Annotated in this window: 17 protein-coding genes; 7 read left to right on the top strand and 10 right to left on the bottom strand. The window is 63.2% G+C overall.

The window, feature by feature from the left end; translation table 11 throughout:
* Positions 1–7: 7 nt before the first annotated feature.
* The 6 genes from F4X08_11715 to F4X08_11690 all read right to left on the bottom strand — a co-directional run bounded on the left by F4X08_11715 (position 8) and on the right by F4X08_11690 (position 5,244).
* On the bottom strand, positions 8–1,171 hold the full coding sequence (locus tag F4X08_11715; GenBank protein MYD26469.1) for a cupin: 1,164 nt from the start codon (positions 1,169–1,171) through the stop codon (positions 8–10).
* Between the two features lie 13 nt (positions 1,172–1,184).
* Positions 1,185–2,306: a mandelate racemase/muconate lactonizing enzyme family protein gene (locus tag F4X08_11710; GenBank protein ID MYD26468.1), complete on the bottom strand. Its 1,122-nt coding sequence runs from the start codon at positions 2,304–2,306 to the stop codon at positions 1,185–1,187.
* A 16-nt stretch (positions 2,307–2,322) separates the two neighbouring features.
* Positions 2,323–3,126: a phytanoyl-CoA dioxygenase family protein gene (locus F4X08_11705; protein MYD26467.1), complete on the bottom strand. Its 804-nt coding sequence runs from the start codon at positions 3,124–3,126 to the stop codon at positions 2,323–2,325.
* A 34-nt stretch (positions 3,127–3,160) separates the two neighbouring features.
* On the bottom strand, positions 3,161–3,976 hold the full coding sequence (locus F4X08_11700) for a cupin domain-containing protein (protein MYD26466.1): 816 nt from the start codon (positions 3,974–3,976) through the stop codon (positions 3,161–3,163).
* 86 nt (positions 3,977–4,062) lie between these two features.
* Positions 4,063–4,869, bottom strand: coding sequence for a phytanoyl-CoA dioxygenase family protein (locus F4X08_11695; protein ID MYD26465.1), 807 nt, complete (start codon positions 4,867–4,869; stop codon positions 4,063–4,065).
* Between the two features lie 18 nt (positions 4,870–4,887).
* On the bottom strand, positions 4,888–5,244 hold the full coding sequence (locus F4X08_11690; GenBank protein ID MYD26464.1) for a hypothetical protein: 357 nt from the start codon (positions 5,242–5,244) through the stop codon (positions 4,888–4,890).
* A 244-nt stretch (positions 5,245–5,488) separates the two neighbouring features.
* Here F4X08_11690 and F4X08_11685 point away from each other — a divergent pair, with 244 nt between their 5' ends.
* From F4X08_11685 to F4X08_11670, 4 genes are all read left to right on the top strand, one after another.
* Positions 5,489–6,238 (top strand): phytanoyl-CoA dioxygenase family protein, encoded by a 750-nt coding sequence (locus F4X08_11685; protein MYD26463.1) that lies wholly within the window; start codon positions 5,489–5,491, stop codon positions 6,236–6,238.
* A 125-nt stretch (positions 6,239–6,363) separates the two neighbouring features.
* Complete coding sequence (locus F4X08_11680) at positions 6,364–7,191, top strand: hypothetical protein (protein MYD26462.1); 828 nt, start codon at positions 6,364–6,366, stop codon at positions 7,189–7,191.
* A 33-nt stretch (positions 7,192–7,224) separates the two neighbouring features.
* Complete coding sequence (locus tag F4X08_11675; protein MYD26461.1) at positions 7,225–9,180, top strand: hypothetical protein; 1,956 nt, start codon at positions 7,225–7,227, stop codon at positions 9,178–9,180.
* Positions 9,181–9,201: 21 nt separating this feature from the next.
* Positions 9,202–10,593 (top strand): sulfatase-like hydrolase/transferase, encoded by a 1,392-nt coding sequence (locus F4X08_11670; protein ID MYD26460.1) that lies wholly within the window; start codon positions 9,202–9,204, stop codon positions 10,591–10,593.
* A gap of 107 nt (positions 10,594–10,700) precedes the next feature.
* Here the strand turns inward: F4X08_11670 and F4X08_11665 are convergent, their stop codons facing one another.
* Complete coding sequence (locus F4X08_11665; protein MYD26459.1) at positions 10,701–11,546, bottom strand: phytanoyl-CoA dioxygenase family protein; 846 nt, start codon at positions 11,544–11,546, stop codon at positions 10,701–10,703.
* A gap of 181 nt (positions 11,547–11,727) precedes the next feature.
* On the opposite strand from F4X08_11665, the gene F4X08_11660 reads away from it, so the two are divergent.
* The 3 genes from F4X08_11660 to F4X08_11650 all read left to right on the top strand — a co-directional run bounded on the left by F4X08_11660 (position 11,728) and on the right by F4X08_11650 (position 15,685).
* Positions 11,728–13,098 (top strand): sulfatase, encoded by a 1,371-nt coding sequence (locus F4X08_11660; GenBank protein MYD26458.1) that lies wholly within the window; start codon positions 11,728–11,730, stop codon positions 13,096–13,098.
* Between the two features lie 122 nt (positions 13,099–13,220).
* Positions 13,221–15,212 carry a hypothetical protein gene (locus F4X08_11655; protein ID MYD26457.1) on the top strand — a complete coding sequence of 664 codons (1,992 nt, stop codon included), beginning with the start codon at positions 13,221–13,223 and terminating at the stop codon, positions 15,210–15,212.
* A gap of 83 nt (positions 15,213–15,295) precedes the next feature.
* Positions 15,296–15,685, top strand: coding sequence for a hypothetical protein (locus F4X08_11650; GenBank protein MYD26456.1), 390 nt, complete (start codon positions 15,296–15,298; stop codon positions 15,683–15,685).
* A 2-nt stretch (positions 15,686–15,687) separates the two neighbouring features.
* Here F4X08_11650 and F4X08_11645 read toward each other — a convergent pair whose 3' ends face one another.
* From F4X08_11645 to ggt, 3 genes are all read right to left on the bottom strand, one after another.
* Positions 15,688–17,697: a hypothetical protein gene (locus F4X08_11645; GenBank protein ID MYD26455.1), complete on the bottom strand. Its 2,010-nt coding sequence runs from the start codon at positions 17,695–17,697 to the stop codon at positions 15,688–15,690.
* Complete coding sequence (locus F4X08_11640) at positions 17,525–18,547, bottom strand: pyridoxal-phosphate dependent enzyme (protein MYD26454.1); 1,023 nt, start codon at positions 18,545–18,547, stop codon at positions 17,525–17,527. Before F4X08_11640 ends, F4X08_11645 begins: the two co-directional genes overlap by 173 nt.
* Positions 18,548–18,619: 72 nt before the next feature.
* A complete protein-coding gene (ggt, locus tag F4X08_11635) occupies positions 18,620–20,392 on the bottom strand; it encodes a gamma-glutamyltransferase (GenBank protein MYD26453.1) in 1,773 nt (590 codons plus the stop codon).
* Positions 20,393–20,710: the final 318 nt, after the last annotated feature.

Here is a 20,710-nt window from a genome sequence, read left to right as displayed (position 1 = left end):
CGCCGCCTCAGGCCAGGTTTACGTCCCCGTGCACGATGGTGTCGAACCGAGCGGGAAGCGCTACCTCGAGGAGTTCGAGGTCGTCCGAGCGGTCCGTGAGCGACGTCTTCGTGTGGGGCGGAATGACGTAGGCGTCCCCCGCCTCCAGCTTGTGGGAGACCTGGTTTTCCCCGTTCAGCGTCACCTCCCCTTCCATGACGAAAGTAAAGAGGATATCGCCCGTGTGGCTCGTGACCAGTTCGCCGCTGGCAGTGGAGCGGCCGTCCGCGCCATCCGTCACCCGCGCGACCTGCACCGAGGCCACGCCGCCCGTTGCCTCGCCGATTCCCGTTTCCCTCGCCTCGAATCCGTCCAGTCTCCAAGGTTCCCACACCGCGTCCTTGAGCTCGGAGCGGCAGAAAGTCTGACCGCCGAAGACGCGATCGGGATTCAGTACCCCGGTGGGCAACTCGACCACGTGATCGATGGTGGTCACGTGGTCGGCCGGGACGCCGATCTCAATCACCTGGAGGTTCTCGGACGATTCGAGCACGCGGTGCCGGATCTCCGGGGGCTGGATCACGCAGTCGCCCGCCTTGAGCATGAAGGGCGGTCCCTGGTCCTCGTAGACGAGTTTCACCTCGCCCCGATAGGCGAAGATCAGCTGGAATCCCACGGTGTGGTAGTGCACGACGTCGGGAACGGGACCCGCGTCGGGGATCCGGATATGCGAGGCGATAATGCTGCCACCCAGGCGGCCGGGCACCAGGTCGCGGTAGTGCATGCCCGCGCGGCCGATCACCCAGGGTGTGTTGTCCTTAAGGCGCCGCACGAGGAAGGCATGTTGCGTCTCGGGTATTTCCAGCGGCGGATCGGCTTGCACGATCTCGATTCGGGTGCCGTTCGGCGCGGTGAGTTCAGTCTGTCCGCCAGCGAGGGCCGCCGGATCGCGGCACAGGATCCGCAGCGTGCCCGGCGGTTCGGAGGCATCCTGCTCCAGCCGGATGGTGAGTCCGTGGCCGGAGAGGACGGAGACCGTCGGGTAGTCGGCGGGGTAGATCTTGTCCATGCGGAACCCGAGGGTCTTCATGAAGAAGCCCAGGTCCGCGGTCAGGTCCTCGGACGGCAGCCGGATCTCGGCGCCCTGGATGTTGTCCGCGCGGTTGGCCTGTTTGTCGTCATGCAGTTGCATATCGCCTGCTCCTTCAACCTTTGAATCGATACTTCTCCACGACGTCCATGTTCAGCTCTGTCCCCAGCCCGGGTTTCTCGGGAAGCCGGAAGTAGCCGCTTTCCACGACCGGCGGATCGGTCAGCAGGTCGTCGCGCCAGGGAGCGTCCCACTTTTCGTCCACGAACTCGAGCACCAGGGCGTTCGGGATGTTGGCCATGACGTGCAGGCTTGCCGTCGTCGACAGGGCGCTGTTCGGATTATGGGGCGAGACCTGCATGTAGTAGCTTTCGGCCATGGCGGCGATCTTCTTGGTCTCCATAATGCCGCCCGTGCGCACTACGTCCGGCATGATCATGTCGACGGCCTGGGCGGCGATCAGGTCCCGGAAGCCGAAGCGCGTGTACCGGCGCTCGCCCACGCATACGGGCACGTTGACCGACGCCGTCACCCGGGCCAGGGCGTCGATGTTCTCCGGGTGGACGGGCTCCTCGTAGAACAGCAGGCCGATCTCCTCCAGCCGGTTGCCGATGCGGATCGCGGCGCTCGTGGTGTACCGGCATCCCACGTCGGTGCAGAGGTCCACCTCGTCGCCCACGGCCTCACGGCACCGGCGCATGTGTTCCAGGGCGAGCTTCTCTTCCCGCAGCGTAACGGACCGGGGTGAGTCAATTCGTTCACCTTTGACCATCGGATCGGCGGGGAAGTACGCCTTGATGGCGGTAACGCCCTTCTCGGCCAGCGCCGCGCATTCCTCCGGGTTGGACGCGTGGCTGTAGAACCGGATGCGGTCCCGGCACGGTCCGCCGATGAGATTGTAGATGGGCTGCCCGGTGACCTTGCCCACGATGTCCCACAGGGCGATCTCGATGCCGCTGACGGCCGCGATGACCGCGCCGGTCTGCCCGATCTGCTCCAGCGCGTAGTACATGCGATGGTACAGGTACTCGATGTGGAAGGGATCCTCACCGATGATGAGCTTGCCCAGTTCCTCCACGGATTGGGCGATGATCGTACCGCCCGGCCAGTTGGTGGCGTCCCCCAGGCCTACGACGCCCTCGTCGGTGTGGACCTGGACGAAGATCCACGGCGATCCTATGTCCCTGGTTTTGCGCCAGGACTCCACCAGGTGCACTTTCACGTCGGTGATTTTCAAGGGTTTGCTCCGGGTATCAGTCCCGCCGCAGGTGGCTGAACTCCGGTTTCGGACCGCCTTCTTCCCGATCCCACTGCCAGAGTTCCGTGTAGGGGGACTGGGCCTGGAAACCGAAGATGACCGGTCCGTCCTCGCCTGCCCGTTCGAGCACGTCGGGCTTCACCACGCGGGCCATCTCGTATTCGCACTTCGTCCAGCGCCGGCGCCAGGGACTCAACACTGCGTAGCGCGGCTGGTCGGTCTGGTTCTTCGTCGTGCCGTGCCAGGTATTCACATCGAAGAGTACCAGCGATCCTTCCGGCGCGACGGCGGTCCGGGCGTTGTCGTAGGCCGATTCGGGCACGTTCAGGTACTCGTACCGGTGGCTGCCGGGGACGAACTCGGTGGCGCCGTTGGTCTCGGTGAAGGGACTCAGGCAGAAGATCACGTTCAGCGCGATCGAATGGCTGGTGATCCGCCGGCCTTCGTCGGCGTCGGGCATGGACGCCTCGCGGTTGTGTCCGGTTATGCCGCTGTCGGAATGCAGGCCGTGACCGCCTTCGCCGGGCACAACCACCGACCCGTACACGGCGCTCAGGAGCGCGTCGGAACCCAAGAAGTGGCGCACCAGTTGCAACAGGTCGGACAACTGGTAGAACCGTTCGAAGACCCGCGCCTTGTTGAACAGCCACTCGAAACTGCCCCGTTCCCGGTCGGGATAACGGGTTTCCAGTTCCTTTCGCGCCTCGGCGCACTCGGCCGGCGTCAGCTGGTCCGCCAGGATGGTATACCCCTCGACTTTGAGGTCCAGTACGTGGCTTTCGAATTCCGCCTCTGTCATGCCGTGGTCCCTCTTACCATGTAAATGTCAGCGTCTAACGTCCGGCCAGGTCGTCGCCCAGGTCGGTCGCGTCCACTCTGCCCTTTTCCAGGCTCACGCCGACGACGAATAGTTCGAGGTCCTCGTCCGAGTGGTTGAAGATGCCGTGGGCGCTCCCGATCAGGTTGGGAACGGCATCCCCACGAACCACCTCCTCGGTCTCGTCATTCACGGTGATCAGGCCGCGGCCGTTCATGATCATGTAGGCTTCTTCCACGAGATCGTGCCGGTGGTACCCTACCGAAGTACCGGGTGGCAGCAGGACGTGGCAGAGATACTCGAAATTTGTCTGGAAATCCCGGCTTCCCCAGATCTGGCGGTACAGCACTTCGCCCCGGCCCCCGTGGTGCTTCCGAGGCCTGAGCAAGGAACGGTCGAAACGGCCGATGGGCAGGCGGTCCGTAGACTCCAACTCGACCTCTCTGCGCGGGTCGTCGAAGTCCTCGTGCTTCGGTTCGCGGACCGTATCGACGCAATGGAAATTGAAGAACCAGGTATCCCGGTCCGTGTGGTTGTAGATGGCGTGGGACTCGCCCGACCGCAGGGGCACCGCGGCGCCGCCGACGACTTCGGCCGTGCGGCCGTTGTGGGTGAACTGCATGGCGTTGTCGATGGTGACGAAGATCTCTTCCGCGTAGGTGTGGCTGTGTTCGCCGATGCCGCTGCCGGGCGGGAAGATCACGGAGTGGATGAATCCCCAGGGAGACTCGAATGCCGTCCCATCGAACCCGGGGTTGAAATAGCTCGCCGCGGCACCGCCGTGGCTCACGCCGAGGTGCATCTCTTCCCGTCTGGTGTGGGTGATCAGCATGCGGATTGCTCCGGCCTGCCACATATTGGCGTCAGATGCCGCACATTGGCGTCATACAGCACGTGCCTCAGTACGTGTCCGTCAAATTACTGCAGGACCACTTCTTCTACGGGCTGCGTGCCGGTCTCGTAGGCGGGCCGCCACCGGTCGTGGGCCATGGACTCTTCCTCGCTCAGCCCACACAGCCAGTTCCAGGTGTGGATGCGGCGCCTCAGGTCCCGGTAGGATTCCACCCCGCTCGTGTAGGGCGCGGCAGGGCGATCCCGGTACGCGGGGATTTCTTCCGAATCGATCAGCCAGTCACGCCGTCGCGGATCCGCATTGCGGAAGTAGGAGAACTTGATCATGCTGCGGGGCTTGTGATTGAGCTTGGGGCCGGCCCGGTGCCAGATGCCGTACCGGGTAATGGCCACGGTGCCGGCCTTCACGACGAGCGAAAGCTGGCCGGCAAGATCGCCGTAGTGGGCCAGGGCGTCGCGGTTGACCGCCCGGCAGTGGGAACCGGGCAGGATCATGGTCGGACCGTCTTCGATGTTCACGTCCTGCGGATAGTAGTAGCACTGGAGTTCGTTGATCTCGTATCCAAGGCCGGATATGCCGTCCGAATGCCAGTCCTGTCCCGAGACCGGCTGGTCTATGAGATGGTGATGTCCCCCCGTCGGCATGAGGAAGTTGGGACCGAGGAGCGAACGAATTACGCCGGCCAACCGGGGATGGAGCAGCACTTCGCGGATGAAATCGGGTGAACCGACCGTTTCCTTCGCGGGGCCTTGTTGCAAGTTGCGGCACCGCTCGTTGAAATCGGCATCCACCATCTCGTCGAGCACGACGTATCCATTGGCCACGAAATCCATCACGTCGTCATCGGTCATCGTCGGTCTGATCTCCGCCATGGCAACGCCTCCTCAGTTTCACTTCTCGAGTATGAAATCGAAACCCACGTAGTCGTTTTCGAGGTCCTTGTATTCGTAGAGCTTATTGATGGGGTACTGCACCACGCGCCACCCGTCGGCAACCGCATCCAGTACGGATTCGTAAGGCGGCTCGTCACTCGGCAACTTGAGCTCCGGTCCCTCGCCCGGGACGAATACCGCCCAGCCGACGATCCCGGACCGCATGTTGATCGAACGGGCCGTCAGGTACATGATCCTGGGCGGCCGTGGGTTTTCTATAAGCGCTTCCAGTTGATCCAGGTCCCCGTTATCCAGCCCTTTCCCCTCCAGTTTCTGCCTGCTCTCGGCGAGCCATAGCCTGATTTCAGATTGCATTACGCAAGGTCCCTCTTGCCGCGTCGTCGGCGCGGATAATCCAGATGATTCCAGGTGAGAAGTATGGTGATTATTGACTGAAGCCGGATTGGCTCGACGGCCGGATTCCCCCTCGGCTCTCTGCAATGGTATACGGGTTGCGTGTTTCGTGTCAAGCAGGAACGAACCGTCCATTATCAAAGTGGCGCAAGCCTGAAGTCCGCGGGTCTTGACAGCGTCCGGCGCGCCGCTTAAGTTCACGCCTATGTCCAACGCACATCTCCTGAACGCCCAGCAGATCGCCTACTTCAAGCTGAACGGCTACCTGGTGCTGAAGAACGTGTTCGACGAGGCGACCCTGGAGGCCTGGCGGCGGCAGATCTGGCGGGCACTCGGTGGCTGCCTGGAGGATCCCGCGACCTGGCCCAGGGAGACGAGCGGTCTCGACGGTTACGAATACGATCCGCCCGAATCGGCCCTCGTACACCACCCCCGCATGATGTCGATCATCGACCAGCTCAGCGGGGGACACTTCGTCGCGGGCGACGGCATACCGATCATTCGCTGGCCCGAACCGGAGCGGACGTTCGAGATGCCCCAAACGGGACATATCGATGCCTACGGCGGACGCTGGCTGCCCTTCATGATCGGCGCGACGACTTATCTGTACGACGTGGAACCCGGCGGCGGCGCCCTCATCTACTGGCCGGGAAGCCATCACGCCGCCCACCGGTATTTCCAGGAACATCCTTCACATGTGGATGGCAGTTTCCTGGAGATCGAGGGATTCTCCTGGGATGTGTTCTGCGACAATCCGGCCACCGGCGGCCGGGAATTCACCGCGAAGGCCGGCGATGTGGTGCTGTGGCATTCCTACCTGACCCACAACGGGTCGGAGAACACCAGCCATTCGCCGCGTTTCGCCCTGTTCGCCCGATGGAACCATGAGAAACACCTGGAGCAGGCCTTCCGGTACGAGATTCCCGAAGACCTGTGGAAGTACTGGGCCGTGTGAGCCAGCGGTTCCCTGAGGGCAGTGGTTCCCTGAGGCCGATGGTTCCCTGAGGCCGATGGTTCCCTGGCGCAGGTTTATATCGCGGTCTAATCAACAGTGAAGGACTTGCCCCGTTCAGGATCTCCATGACCCCATCCCCCCGCTACCTCTCTGAAGAGCAACTGGCTCAGTTCTGGTCCGAAGGCTACCTCGTCCTGAAGGGCACGCTGGATGATGAGGTCGTCAATAACGCCCGTGGCTTTCTGCTGGACCTGATCCCGCGCGACCTGGTCATTCCGGACCACTATCACGCGAACCACGCCCGGTTCAAGCCCCATAATCCGGACGGAAACGGCAGTTTTTTCGAGCCTGCCATGCTGCCCCTGCTGCAGAACGAGGGGCTGTATGGCGCAGCCGTGGATATCCTGGAGACCGAATACATCCAGGTCTGGGACGGCTCGGCGGGGATCACCTTGAGGAACCGTGCCATGGAGGGGCGGCTCCAGAACCTCCACCTGGACGCCGTACCCAAGGGTCCGGAGGAGCTGAACGAGGGCTTCTTGCGTACGGGAATCGGCATCGGCGGATGCTATTACCTCAACAAGGTGGAAGACAACGGCGGCGGCATCCACGTAGTGCCCGGCGCGCCGAACCGCGTTCGGGAGATCATGTTGAGCGAGCCGGACGGGCTCAAGCGCAACGACGGCTGGGGTAAAATCGTCGATTTCAAGTCGTCCATGGAGGTCACGGGGGACGCCGGCGATTACGTGCTCATGCACCACCTGATGCCCCACTCGGCGAGCGCCAATCACAATGCCTCGCCGAGAATCGCCCAGTTCACCCGTCTTCAACCCCTGTCGGAAGAAGAGGCCCGGCAGGCACCCGGTCCTGATCGGCCGTTGAGTGCGGACGCCCTGGCCGCGCTGACTCCGCTGGGGCGCAAAATGTTCCGGCTGGATCCCTGGATTGGGTAACCTAAAGTGCCGCAACGGGATCGGATGAACGCCATGTCCTCTGAACCACCCCGGTCAAGGGGCACTGCGGCCATTACCCTGCGGGCCGGGGTCATCGGTCTCGCGCTCTCCGCCGTGGTCGCCTTCTGGGGACAGTTCTCCGCCGATCACGCCGGATACAACTTTTCCACCTACGCCCATCTCCCCGCGGCGCTGCTGATCCCCTTCCTGATCCTGATCCTGGGTCCCCACGTCCTGCTCAAGCGACTGGCACCCCGGTACGCCCTGACGACGTCCGAACTGATCGTGGTTTTTGTCATGGGCATGATCGGTTCGATGGTGCCCGATTGGGGCATGACGAGGTACCTGGTCTCCCTCATCACCGGGCCCTTCTACCATGCGAGCCCCGAGAACCGCTGGGCGGAAACGTTCTTCGACACGCTGCCCGCGTGGCTCGTGATCAGCGACAAGACCGACGCGGTCAGGGTTTTCTACGAAGGCGCCGCGCCGGGTTACCGGATCCCCTGGATGGCGTGGATCTCACCCCTGCTGTGGTGGATGTCCTGTTTCGGCGCCCTGATGTGGACGGGCGCGTGCATCGTGGTCATCCTGAGGAAGCAGTGGGTCAGTCACGAGCGGCTGCGCTTTCCCCTGGGGGAGGTGGCACTCAACCTGATGGGTGTGGGGAAAGACCGGGACGAACCGCCCATGGTCCGCACGACCGCCTTCCGGATCGGCGCCGGCCTGTCGTTTGCCGTCGTGTGCTGGAACATCGCCTCCTACTGGGACATCGTTTCCCCTGTCCCCATCATGGGACCGGACCTGCTGCAACTGCAGGTCCATCCGTCGATCCCGGAACTTCCCATCCGGCTGAATGTATTCGTATTCTGCTTCGCCTTCTTCATCAATGCCGAGATCCTCTTCAGTCTGTGTTTCTTCCTGCTGTTCACCACGCTGCAGCGGGGCGTGCTGAACATGCTCGGGGTCACGGCGGCCACGACCATGTCGCCGACCGGCCTCGTGGGCACCCAGTCCATCGGCGCCCTGATCGCCCTGGTGGTGTGGGGACTGTGGATGGCGCGCCGGCACCTGGCTTCGGTGGCCCGGCGGGCCTTCGGCAGGGATCCGTCGGTGGATGACAGCGGGGAATTCTTCTCGTACCGGGTGGCGGTCTTCGGTTTGATCTTCGGCGTGCTCTACCTGCTGGCCTGGCTGTACAGCATCGGCATGTCCCTGCCGGTCAGCCTGATCCTCCTGGCGGTCCTCTTCACCATCTACCTCGGCATGGCCCGGATCGTCGCGGAGGCCGGACTGGTCGCCATGGACCTGCCGGTGAACGCCAACAACTTCACCGCGGGCATCATCGGCGCCGACAACCTGGACTCCTCCACGATCACCGCCCTGGGCATGACGAACGCCTTCGCCCGGAACTGGCGGACCTTCACGATGATCGGGCTGTCCCATGCCGCCTACCTGCAGCGATGGATGGCGCCGGCCACCCGGCACCTCTTCCTCTGGATCTGCCTGGCCTTCGCCGTCAGCGTGGTGACTTCCCTCTACTATTACATCAGCGCGGGATACGCCGTCGGTGCCGACAACCTCTTGTCGAAGCCCGGCGACCTCGTGCCATTTTTCTACAACACAATCATGACGTGGAACAGCAGCGTGAGCAGCGTTTCCGACCTGGAACTGATCTTCTTCGGGAACGGCATCGTCCTGTACATGCTGATGATCCTCGGACGGTTCCTGTTCCTCTGGTGGCCGCTTCATCCTATCGGGCTGGTCGCCGTGGCTGCGGATACCGTGCGGTTCATGTTCCTGCCCTTCTTCCTGGCCTGGCTTATCCAGGTGATTCTGCTGCGTTTGGGTGGAGGAGCGCTTTACCGCAGGGCCCAGCCTCTCTTTCTCGGCATCCTGGTGGGGTATGTCCTCGGTATGGCCCTCTCATTCCTCGTGGACAGCCTGTGGTTTCCGGCGGCGCCGCACCAGTTCGAGTCGTTCATCAATTAGTTTGAATTCAAGGACACAGACATGGCCGAATCCAGACGCCCCAACCTGCTCTTCATCATGGACGACCAGCATCGCCACGACTACCTGTCGGCCGCGGGCGCGTCCTTCCTGAACACGCCGAACCTGGACCGCCTGGCGAGACGCGGGATCCGGTTCACGCAATGCATCACCAATGCCCCGGTCTGCGCCCCCGCGCGCATCGGCCTGGCCAGCGGATACCAGCCCGCGCGGCTGGGATGTTTCGACAACAACTGCTACCTGCCGCGGCATATCACGCCCTATTACGCCCGGCTGCGGGACGCGGGGTACCGGGTCGGTTGCGTAGGCAAGCTGGACCTGGCCAAGCCGGACCCCTACAACGGCCGCCGCGGCGACCGGCCCCGGGTCTTCGGCTGGGGATTCACCCATCCCGTGGAGTGCGAGGGAAAGATGCACGCGGGCATGGCGGATGAACCACGGGGACCCTACGGCTTCTGGCTGGAGGAGCAGGGGCTGTTCGACGCGTTCCGGGCGGATTACGCGGCCCGCCAGGCGCGGGGTTGGATCGGAGGCACATCCCACGACTCGGTGCTGCCTACCGAGGCCTTCGAGGACGTCTACATCGGCCGGCGCGCCGCCGAATGGATCGACGAAGTGCCCGACGATTACCCGTGGCACCTCTTCGTGAGCTTCGTGGGTCCCCACGACCCCTTCGATCCGCCTGCCGAATACGCCGAACGTTACCGGGACGCCGATGTGCCGCCCGCCGTGCAAAGCGGGCACGAGGGTAGCGGGCGCGAGGGTGGCGGATGCGATGGAAAACCGGACTGGGTCAACGCGCGGCGGCGCGATCTTTCAGATGAAGAAGTCGCCATCACCCGCCGACAGTACTGTGCGGCCATCGAACTGATCGACGACCAGGTGGGCCGGATCATCGAAGCGGTTGAACGGCGGGGCATGGGGGAGGACACCGTGGTCGTCTTCGCCAGTGACCACGGCGAGATGCTGGGCGATCACGGGCTGTACACCAAGTCCGTGCCCTACGAGGCGGCCCTGCGCGTGCCCCTGATCGCCGCCGGACCGGGCATACCGGGCGGACGGACGTCCGACGCCCTCGTGGAACTGATCGATGTCAATCCCACGTTGTGCGCGCTGGCGGACCTGCCCGCCCAGGAAAGGCTCGACGCGCAAGACCTGGGCCCCGTGCTCGCGGGGGAACGGACGACGCACCGGGAGGAGGCGGCCAGTGCGCTGCGGGAGTTCAGGCTGGTGCGGACCGCGGAACGCAAGCTGGTGGCGCACCACACCGGCGAGGTCGAACTGTATGACCTGGAAAGCGATCCGGATGAGTTGGAGAACGTGGCGGACGACCGGCCCGAAGAGGTCGCGGCGCTGCGGAGGCGGTTGCGCCGGCGGTTTCACTTCCCGCCCTGATCCGGGCCGCCTGCGCCGACCGGACCGCCTGGCGCATTGATCCAGCCGTCTGGTTCCGGCCGGACCGCCCGCGCCGACCGGACCGCCTGGCGCCGTGACCCTCCCGCCTAGTCCAGGCCGGGCCCGCCGTAGGGCGCGCCATCGGGCGAGGCCTTTTGCGGTGAGACGATTTGCCGCTGTTCCGTGGTAAGGCGTTCCAGCAGTTCGGGAGACGGCTGGTAACCGTGGCGGAAGTTGCCCCAAGACGGTCCGTACCGGTAGACCACGATACGACGGGTGTCCGCGTTCCGCCGCATGGCCGAACCATGGGAGATACCGTCCACGAAGAGCAACGCGTCGCCGGCTTCCATGAACAGTTCCACCGAAGCGGCGATGCCTTCTACGGAGGCGCCCTTCGGCTTCATGGCGTGGCGGGCGAAATCGGGGTGGGTGAAGTTGGACTTGTGGCTGCCGGGGATGACCATGGTGGCGCCGTCGCCGGGTCCTATATCGGTCAGCGCGATCAGCACGTTGATCTGGCCGCACATGAACCGGCCGCCGTGGTAGCGGAATCCGTTGCGCATGATGGGCGGGTATCCCCCGGAGTGCAGTCCGATCGCCTCGCCCGGTTCCCGGAAATTCGCGAAATTCTCGTCGATGAACAGGGGGCCGTGGGCGTAGTCGAAGGTACCCTCTCCGCCCACGAAGTGCTTGACCCTGTCGATCCAGGACGGATGGTCGATCAGCGCTTCGAACGGGGCGCCCGCCTCGTATATCTGCTGCAGGTTCAGGCCGTCCACGGTGCCGTAGGTGTGGGCGTGGACGTAGCCGTGCCACTCACCGGGAGACAGGGGCGGGATCGCGTCCAGGCAGGCGTTCAGTTCCGCCACCTCGGCCTTCGTCAGCGCCTGCTCCAGGTGGAGGAAGCCCTGCAGGTCGAACAGGTAGATGTCCAGGTCGTCCGGTCTGGTCATAGGGTGGCGACGCCTCCAGGGGAATCGGGTTGATTTACGCGTGTTTATTCGTTATTCTCTTGACCGGAAATATAGTGGCCCCTCCGTCACGGCACAACCTTATTGACCCGGTGAAACCGGCGCCGCCACCCGGGTTTTTCGTCGTTTTTTTATCTTCAGAAGACCGGACGAGGCAATTTGAATGAAGGCTTCATCACCGCCCAATGTGCTGATCGTCCTGAGTGATCAACTGCGGCGGCAGGCCCTGTCCACCTACGGGGACCCGAACATCGTCACACCCCACGTCGACGCCCTGGCCGGCCGGGGCGTGCGCTTCGAGCACGCCAGCTCGACCTGCCCCATCTGCGTCCCCTTCCGCTTTACTCTCATGACGGGCCTGTACGCCCACGACCGGAAGGTCCCCGCGATCGAATACAGGATGTCTCCGGCGGAACGGACCCTGGCCGACGAGTTCAACGAAGCGGGGTACGAAACGATCTATACGGGGAAATGGCATCTCGACGGCGGCCACGGACGCATGGGATCCGCTGTCCAGTGCGGCAGGACGGCCGTAAAGAAGGCATACCGGGGCCGGTGGCGGAAATGGATGGGCTTCGAGCTCAGGAACGGCCCCTTCGACACTTATTACTTCGAGGACGATGACCCGGTGCCCAGGCCGGTCGAAGGATACCAGACCGACGGACTCTTCGACCTCGCCATGGACTACCTCGAGCACCGGGACCCGTCCCGTCCTTTCTGCATGGTGATCTCCGTCGAACCGCCGCATGATCCCTTTGAGGCGCCGGAGGCCCTGATGCGCAGCTGGGAGGCAATGGACATCGTGCTGCCGCCCAACGTGGAGGCGACCGACGCCGAGGCCACGGAACGGTTCATGCTCAACCGGAAGCGGTACTACGCCATGGTCGAGAACCTGGACTGGAACATGGGCCGCCTGGGCGCCTTCCTTCTGCGTACCGGGCTGCACGGCGAGACCGTTGTGCTGTTTATGGCGGACCACGGAGAGCTCGGCGGCGCCCATGGTCTTCGGGGGAAGCAGTGGCCCTACGAAGAGTCCACGGGGATTCCCCTCATCGTGGCGGACCCCCGTCACCCGGACCGGGCCGGTGCCGTGGTCGAGGACCCGGTCTCCACCGAGGATCTGTTCCCCACCATCCTGGGCCTCGCCGGGCTGAAGCCTAGAGACACCCTGCCCGGCGAGAACCTGGCCCCGCTGATTAACGGCAGTGTCAGCGGCCTGGACCGGGAAGGCGTCCTGCTGGAATTCGTGGCGGAACAGCGGATGGGCGTCGCCTTCCACGACTGGGTGTGGCGCGGGTTCCGTACCGCCCGGTATAAATACACCGTACGCGGCGACAACCACGGAGGCAGGCCCTGGCAGTTCTTCGATCTTGCAGCGGACCCATGGGAGCAGCGGAATCTCGTGGAGGATCCGGCGTACCGGGCGGAGATCATGCGGCACCACGACCTGCTACGACAGCGGATGAAGGAAACCGATGATCACTTCGTTCTTCTTCCGGCATTCGGAAGAGAAGGACTGAACACCTGGGATTGAACCGCGCTGCCCCGGTGCCTCCGGGGTCCGGATCTGCCGGCGGCGACCGCGGTCGACCTGCCGGCGTTGACGGAACCGGCCCCGGCGGCAGTGCCTGAACAACAAGGGAATTCGAAGCTTCCATGTCTCAGACCAGCGAGACCACCCCGCGGACCGGCGAATCCGGAAGCAGGGGCCTGGCAGCCACATTGACGACCGGACTCACCCGCAGGGCGCTGCTGATCGGCGTCTTCCTGTCCATTCTGCTGAACATCTGGACGATCCACGCGGGCTATATCTCCCAGTCGTCTTTCATCAGTCTGACCCACCTGCCCGTTTCCGCGCTGTTCCCCTTCCTGCTGGTTGTGCTGGGACTCAATCCCCTGCTGAAACGCTTCTGGCCGTCCAGGGTGCTAAACCGGAACGAACTGATCATCGTCTTCTTCCTGGTTTTCACCGCTTCGACCATTCCTGCCTGGCCATTCAGTTCCTACTGGATCGGCGGTATTACGGGACCGTACTACAACGCCACCACGGAGAACCAGTGGGCGGAACTGTTCTTCCAGTACCTGCCCTCCTGGCTCATCGTCCAGGACGAACAGCAAGCCCTCACATGGTTTTTCGAGGGCATCCCGGACAGCCGCCCCCCGGTACTCGGTATGATCCGCGCTGCCTGGACGGTTCCGATGGTCTGGTGGATCACCTTCTTCCTCGCCATCTTCGTGGTCGGCGCATCGGCCATGGTCATGCTCCGCAAGCAGTGGGTGGAACACGAGCGGCTGACCTTCCCCCTCGCCCAGATCCCGCTGATCATGATCGAGGAGAAAAAGGGCCGGGCGCTGCCGGCCGTGATGCAGTCGAAGCTGTTCTGGTACGCCTTCGGCATTACGCTGTTCATCTTCCTCTGGAACATAGTCGGTTTCTTCAACTGGGTCAGTCCGATCCCCCTCGGCCCACTGCATTTTTTTAACCTTGTGCTGGCGCGGTCGTTTCCCGCCATTCCCGTGAAATTCAATTTCTTGGTCGCGGGTGTCGGGTACTTCACCAACCTGAACGTCCTGTTCAGCATCTGGGTGTTCTTCGTCATCATGACGATTCAGCAGGGCATCATGACGCGCCTCGGCGTTCCCGGGGCCTTCGCCGTCGTCAAATCGCAGCATTCCGGCGGTTTTCTCATGTTTACCCTTTTCGCGCTGTGGTCCGCAAGGCGCCACCTGAGGGACGTCGTGATGAAGGCGCTGGGCAAGGCGCCCCACGTGGACGACTCCAGGGAGTTCTTCTCATACCGAATGGCCGTGCTGGGCGTGCTGGGTGGCGTTACGTACATCGTCTGCTGGCTGTACGCGTCGGGCATGTCCCTCGGCATCATCGCCTTCATGATGGGCTCTCTCCTGATCATGTTCGTGGGCGTGACCCGCATCGTGGCGGAGACGGGTATCGTATTCCTGGACCTGCCCTTCGAGACCCACGACTTCACCGTGGCCGTCATCGGTTCCGGGAGTATCAGTACGCGAGACCTGACCAACCTGGCCATCGCCAATTCATACGCACGGAACTGGCGCACGCTCGGCATGTGCTCCATGGGGCATATCGCGAAGGTGGACGATGAGCTGGGCGGTACGGGAAAGGGGTCCTTCAGGACGATCACCGCCGTGCTCGCGATGAGCATCGTCGTGGCGCTGGTCTTCACGCTGTACCTGGGATACAACCACGGCGGGGCTTCGCAGTTTTTCGAGCCCGCTTTTACGAACGGCACGCAGCTGCCCTACAACAACCTGGTCAAATGGATCAACAACCGGGAGGCGATCACCGGCACCGAGTTCTGGTTCATGATGTTCGGCGGTCTGGTCACCGCCCTGTTGATCCAGGCCCATCACCGGTTCACGTGGTGGTCGCTGCATCCCATCGGGTTCACCGTGGTCCTGACGCCGGGCATGGCCAGCTCGGCCTTTTCCCTATTCGTGGTCTGGTGCGTGAAGGCCCTGCTGCTGAAGATCGGCGGCATCCAGCTCTACCGGAAGGCCATACCCGCGGTGATGGGCATGCTCGTGGCCTTCGTGCTGGGCGTGTTTCTGTCCTACGTGGCGGACGTCACGTGGTTTCCACGGGCTGGCCATCCCGTACAGAACTGGTAACCGGACGGTTGCCGGCCGGCGGACACAAGATGATGACCGGCGGACCGGAGATGCCGGCCGGCTTCGGTTGACGGAGGTGTGACGTGTCGGAAGAAAAGGATCCCCAGGAAGTACTCGACCTCATCCTGGAAAAGGATGGCCGATATCCCCGGCGGGCTTACCTCTTCGTCATGGAGGCGGTTTCCTTCACGGTGGAAAAACTGACCGTCCGCAGGCACATCACGGGGAAGGAGCTCTCCCTCGGCATACGGGACCTGGCCCTCGAGCGGTTCGGCATCGCGGCGAAGCTGGTCTTCGACGAGTGGAACATCTCCAAAACCCGTCACTTCGGCGATATCGTGTTCAATCTCGTCAACGAGGGACTACTGCGCAAGACCGAGGAAGACTCCATCGAAGACTTCGACGAGGTATTCGATTTCGGCACCGCTTTCGAGACAGAAATCCGGATCGACGTCGAATCGAAACGTAGCTGATCTTACGACCGGCGGACCGTACGACGCTGCCTCCTGCCGAACGTGGGCTTGGGGGGAGCGGTGTCCTGCGCGGTCTCGTCTGCGGCCTGCTGCGTCTCCGTGCGGGAATCCGAGGCTTTCGCGGCGTTTTCTGCCGGTTCCGTCACGGCATCCTTTCCGCCGCGGGCTGCCGGAGCGGCCTCCACCGGGACGGCCCCGGTGTCGGATTGCACCGGCGATGGGTCCTTTTGAGAGACCGGTTCGTCTTTCTTGGTGGATTCATCTTTCTTGGTGGATCTGCCCCGGGTCCGCCTGTGACCATTGCCTCGCGCGGCACCCCGGCCTGCCTGCCCGGAACGCTTTCCTCTGTTCGAATCCGACCGTTTATCTGTAGCCGCGTCCTGCTGGTCGTCCTTGGCCGCGACCTGCTGATCGTCCTTGGCCGCGTCCTGCTGGTCGTCCTTGGCCGCGACCTGCTGGTCGTCTTTCGCCGCGACCTGCTGGTCGTCCTTGTCGACGGACTTCCGGTCCTCCTGGACCACGACCTTCCCCTCGTCTTTGGCCGCGTCCTGCTGGTCGTCTTTGGCTGCGACCTGCTGGTCGTCTTTGGCTGCGACCTGCTGGTCGTTCTCGCCGCTGGCGGGAGCCGGCGCGCCGTTCGACTTCTGGCGCGTTCCGCGCCGGCCGCCGGATTGCCGGGACCTGCCAGATCCACGTTGCGAACGCCCCGAGCCGGATCTGCGGGATGAACGGGCTGCGGGTTGTTCCGTTTCGGCCGCCACGGTCTCGCCTCCGGCGTCGCCGTTGGCCGCGGGCGGCAGCACCCGGTAATTGAGCCGGCCGGATGCGGCGGGCACCGATTTGAGCTTGTTGATCAGGCGCTTGGGAAAGACCATGCGCGCGGTCGTCAATGGATTTCCCCACTGGCTGACGCGCAGGCTGCCGCCCAGGCTGACCAGCGCGTAGGCCGTATCGAAGTCGAGCCCCTTGTCCTGCGAGATCCATTTCACCATTTCCGTGATCGCCAGGCGCGCCGCCTGGTCTACCGTGGACGCGGACGTGATGGTGATCCATTCGCCCTTCGATTCGACCCGGGGCCAGGAGAACCGGCCGCCCGGCAGCGTGTCCACCCGCAGGGTGACTTCCGCTTCGACTTCCACGCCGGAACCGGCGATCTGTCCATCTCCCACACAGGCCTTCACATCGCCCAGCGACAACAGGGCGCCATTGACCTGCACGGGGAGGTAGACCCGGGACCCGGTCGTGATTTCCAGGGTGTCCATGTTCCCGCCGTGCCGGCCCGGGTAGACGGTATCGATCTCCCCGTGCTTGGCCGCCACGCCCATGCTACCGATCACCGGGTGAAGCGGCAGCTTGAGCCGGTCGTCCAGGTGAACCTGGTTTTCGTTGACTTCGAGGACGCGCACCTCCGATTTTTCGATATCCTGACCGGGAACGCCCGTTTCCGGCCGCACGGCGAACACGCCGGTACCGGCCGTCTCGATCTGCTTGACCTGGATCGACAGCACATCGCCGATGCTGGCTTCTTCCACGTAGATCGGACCGGTTACGGGTATACCCCCGGGCCGGTCGACGTCTCCATGGGTTTTGGGTTCTTTTGTAAGGAGACCCCTGTAGCAGTCCTGCGTTTCCACTACGACGGTTTCGCCGCGGCTCACCGTGATGGCCGGTGAGACATTCGGACCGAATACCTGGTGGACCCGGTCTCTGGTAACCCGTCTGGTCAGGACGGCCTGCTCCTTGCTGTCTGTCTTGGACGTTCGTGACGTCCTGGATGATCTGCGAAACAAAATAGATATAACCTCTCGTGAATGGGTTGGTGTATCCAACCGGAGCGGCTCAACCGAAGAGCTCGTCTCCGTAGGCGAATACGGCGGGCGTTCCTCCCGTGTGAAGGAATACGACGGAATCGTCCGTCTGGAACCGCCCCTCGCGGATGTGTATGGCCAGGCCGTCCATGGCCTTGGCCGTGTAAACCGGGTCGAGTACGATGCCCTCGGTCTGCGCCACAAGGCGCATGGTTTCGAGACTGGTTCGCGACGGTTCGCCGAAATCCGGTTTGGCGAACGCGCAGGAGACATCGAAATCGTCCGGTGTGAAAGTGTGTTTCAGTCCGATGACCGAGGCGCATTCGTTGGCCACGGGCGCGAGACGTTCCTGCATCTCCCGGTCGTCTCCCACCCAGTAGTTGAGCCCGACGGCCTTGAAGCTGGCGGAGACGGCGCGCAGTCCGACTACCAGCCCTACGATGGTATGGGTCATGGAACTCGTATAGATGGCCCTTGGCGTTATGCTCCGCTGCGCGAGTTGTTCGCACAGTTCGAGTACGGCATCGACGTAGGCCACGGCACGCAGGATCGCGCCGTCGCTGCTCGTGTCGTAAGCCTTCGATCCCTTGGATTCCAGCTCGTCGATCTGCTTTTTCAACTCGTCCTTCACGGTCAGGGGAAAGACGTACTTGATCTGGTCCGCCATGAGGTGGTTGAGCAGCAGGTTGCCGGAAACGGGATAGGATCGGTGGTCCCGCGGGATGACCACGATGGACTTCATGCCCAGCCGGGCGGCGGCCGCCGCGGTCTGCGCGGACTGGTTGGACTGGGAATCGGAGCCGTGGACCAGGTAGTCGCACCCGTTCTCGAGGGCGGGACCCAGCGAGTAGGTGAACTGGCGGGCCTTGTTTCCGCCCATGGCCAGTCCGGTCATGTCATCGCGTTTGATGAATATGCGGGGGCCCCCGAGGGCCTCCCCGAGGCGAGGACAGTCCTGTAGCGGAGTGGGCAGGTGGGCCACCGGCGCTCGGGTGAACCTGCCCAGAAGGTGACGCAGTTCCTGCGCGGCGTCACGGTCGTACAACTTCAATATGGCTGCTCCAGCAGGCGAGAGGCCGGGTTCCCCGCGGGAATCACCCCGGCGGGAATCATCCGGCGCGTTCGCCTAATGTCCGAATGCAGCGCCTTCGATCCTGGGGTCCGGGGCGCCCAGCCGATCGCCGGTTTCGGGGTCCACCATGATGCTGTGGCCGTCTCCCTGGCGGTATGAACCGCCCCCCCATCCGCGACTGCTGAGATTGTGCCCCTTCGTCTTCAGGGCGTCGACGACGTCGGTCCCCACTCCGCCTTCCACGCGTAGGAAGTCCGGGAACCACTGGTGGTGGATGCGCGGCGCGTCGACTGCTTCCTGGATGTTCATGCCGTGATCGACGACATTCAGGATCAGCTGCATGGTCGTATTGATGATCGTGCGTCCCCCGGGGCTGCCCACCACCAGGTACAGTTCGCCGTTGCGCGTAACGATGGTCGGCGACATCGAACTCAGCATCCGCTTGTTCGGTTCGATGAGGTTCGGCGGCGTGCCGATCTGTCCGGTGTTTCGGGTGACCCCCGGTTGGTAATTGAAATCGCCCATCTCGTTGTTCGTAATCATGCCCGTTCCCGCGATGACGATGTGGGAGCCGTACCCGCCTTCAAGCGTATAGGTGTTCGATACGCCGTTGCCCCACTGGTCGACGACGGAATAATGGGTTGTTTCCATGGGCTCCGTTGCCATGGTCAGTTCAGGTCCCAGTTCCTCGCTGGGCGTGGCGAAGAAGGGATCGATCGTGGTCCGAAGCTCCGCGGCGTACTCCTTCGTCGTGAGATGTCCCGGTATCTCGACGAAGTCCGCGTCTCCCAGGTGCCGGGCGCGTTCGGCGTAGGCCCGTCGCATGGCTTCGGTCATGATGTGAAGGGTGTTGGACGCGTTATGGCCCATCCGGCTCACGTCGTACCCTTCGAGTATATTGAGCATCAGCGACATGGTGATGCCGCCCGAACTAGGCGGGGGCATGGAGATGATCTCGTATTCCCCGCGGTAGGTGTTGCGTATGGGTTCCCTGACGATCGCCTGGTAGTTGGCCAGGTCGGTCCGGTCGATCATGCCGCCGCCGGCCTTCATGTCCTTCTCGATCAGCTCGGCGGTTCTTCCCTTGTAAAAGCCGTCGTGACCGTGTTGCGCGATGAGCTTCAGGGTTTCCGCCAGGTCTTTCTGGATCCAGCGGTCGCCTTCCTGCCAGGCCTCGCCGTCGCTGCGCAGCATGGCCGCCTTGCTCGCGGGGATCTGGTCGAAGATTACCTTGCGCCCGTTCAGTCCGCGGGCGATGCGTTCCGTCAGGATAAAACCGTTCTCGGCGAGATCGATGGCGGGCTGGATGACCTCCGCCATGGACATGGTGCCGTACTTCTCGAGGGCCAGGGCGAACCCCGCGACGGTGCCCGGCACGCCGATGGCCAGGTGGTGAATCCGGTTGGTGAAGGGATGATAGGAGGTGCCGTCGCCGCGGGTGAGGACGACGTTCTGGTTCACGGCCCGGTTACCGTCCGGGTCCAGGTACATCCGGTCATGGGCTTTACCGGGCGCCTTTTCCCGGTAGTCGACGGCCACGGCCGTACCGTCCGCCAGGCGAATGACCATGAAGCCCCCGCCGCCGATGTTGCCGGCGGAAGGATGGGTCACCGCCAGGGCCAGCCCCAGTCCCACGGCCGCGTCCACCGCGTTACCACCCTTCTTAAGGATGTCCGCGGCGATCTGCGTGGCCAGGGGTTCGACGGCCACCGCCATGCCCTTCTTGCCGACAACCGGCTTGCGCGAAGCCGCATTCGACTCCTGAACGGTGGTGGACAGAAGGATGAAGCCGCACAGAACGGCCAGGGTCTTGAATCGATGGTTCATTTACCGCAACCTCATGCTAATGGTGACGATTCTGCTATATTTACGGGTCGAATACAATTCGGGGACACCATCTTCCTTAGGTACAGTCAGAAGTTATAAACAGAAGTAATAAAGGCGGACATCCCGTCCGAGTCAAGGCCAATGTATATCCGGTAACCTGCGAAAATCCACGAAATACACTATTTTAAGATACGGCGGCCACCCCTTGCGCCTTCAGTTTTTCTCTGTTGATCCACCTGCCCCGTTGCCGTATATTCGAACGATATTTCGACCGCCAGGTAACGACACAGGAAACGACGACTGAACTCATTCGATTCT

The organism is Gemmatimonadota bacterium (assembly GCA_009841265.1).
Classification (GTDB): Bacteria; JAAXHH01; JAAXHH01; order JAAXHH01; family JAAXHH01; genus JAAXHH01.
This window is presented reverse-complemented; position numbering and strand designations above follow the sequence as displayed.

Bases quoted from the DNA above. Each gene is read 5' to 3' on its own strand.
- F4X08_11670 (MYD26460.1), top strand. From the start codon at position 9,202: ATGGCCGAATCCAGACGCCCCAACCTGCTCTTCATCATGGACGACCAG.
- F4X08_11690 (MYD26464.1), bottom strand. From the start codon at position 5,244: ATGCAATCTGAAATCAGGCTATGGCTCGCCGAGAGCAGGCAGAAACTG.
- F4X08_11695 (MYD26465.1), bottom strand. From the start codon at position 4,869: ATGGCGGAGATCAGACCGACGATGACCGATGACGACGTGATGGATTTC.
- ggt (MYD26453.1), bottom strand. From the start codon at position 20,392: ATGAACCATCGATTCAAGACCCTGGCCGTTCTGTGCGGCTTCATCCTT.
- F4X08_11715 (MYD26469.1), bottom strand. From the start codon at position 1,171: ATGCAACTGCATGACGACAAACAGGCCAACCGCGCGGACAACATCCAG.
- F4X08_11675 (MYD26461.1), top strand. From the start codon at position 7,225: ATGTCCTCTGAACCACCCCGGTCAAGGGGCACTGCGGCCATTACCCTG.
- F4X08_11700 (MYD26466.1), bottom strand. From the start codon at position 3,976: ATGCTGATCACCCACACCAGACGGGAAGAGATGCACCTCGGCGTGAGC.
- F4X08_11660 (MYD26458.1), top strand. From the start codon at position 11,728: ATGAAGGCTTCATCACCGCCCAATGTGCTGATCGTCCTGAGTGATCAA.
- F4X08_11685 (MYD26463.1), top strand. From the start codon at position 5,489: ATGTCCAACGCACATCTCCTGAACGCCCAGCAGATCGCCTACTTCAAG.
- F4X08_11705 (MYD26467.1), bottom strand. From the start codon at position 3,126: ATGACAGAGGCGGAATTCGAAAGCCACGTACTGGACCTCAAAGTCGAG.
- F4X08_11655 (MYD26457.1), top strand. From the start codon at position 13,221: ATGTCTCAGACCAGCGAGACCACCCCGCGGACCGGCGAATCCGGAAGC.
- F4X08_11665 (MYD26459.1), bottom strand. From the start codon at position 11,546: ATGACCAGACCGGACGACCTGGACATCTACCTGTTCGACCTGCAGGGC.
- F4X08_11680 (MYD26462.1), top strand. From the start codon at position 6,364: ATGACCCCATCCCCCCGCTACCTCTCTGAAGAGCAACTGGCTCAGTTC.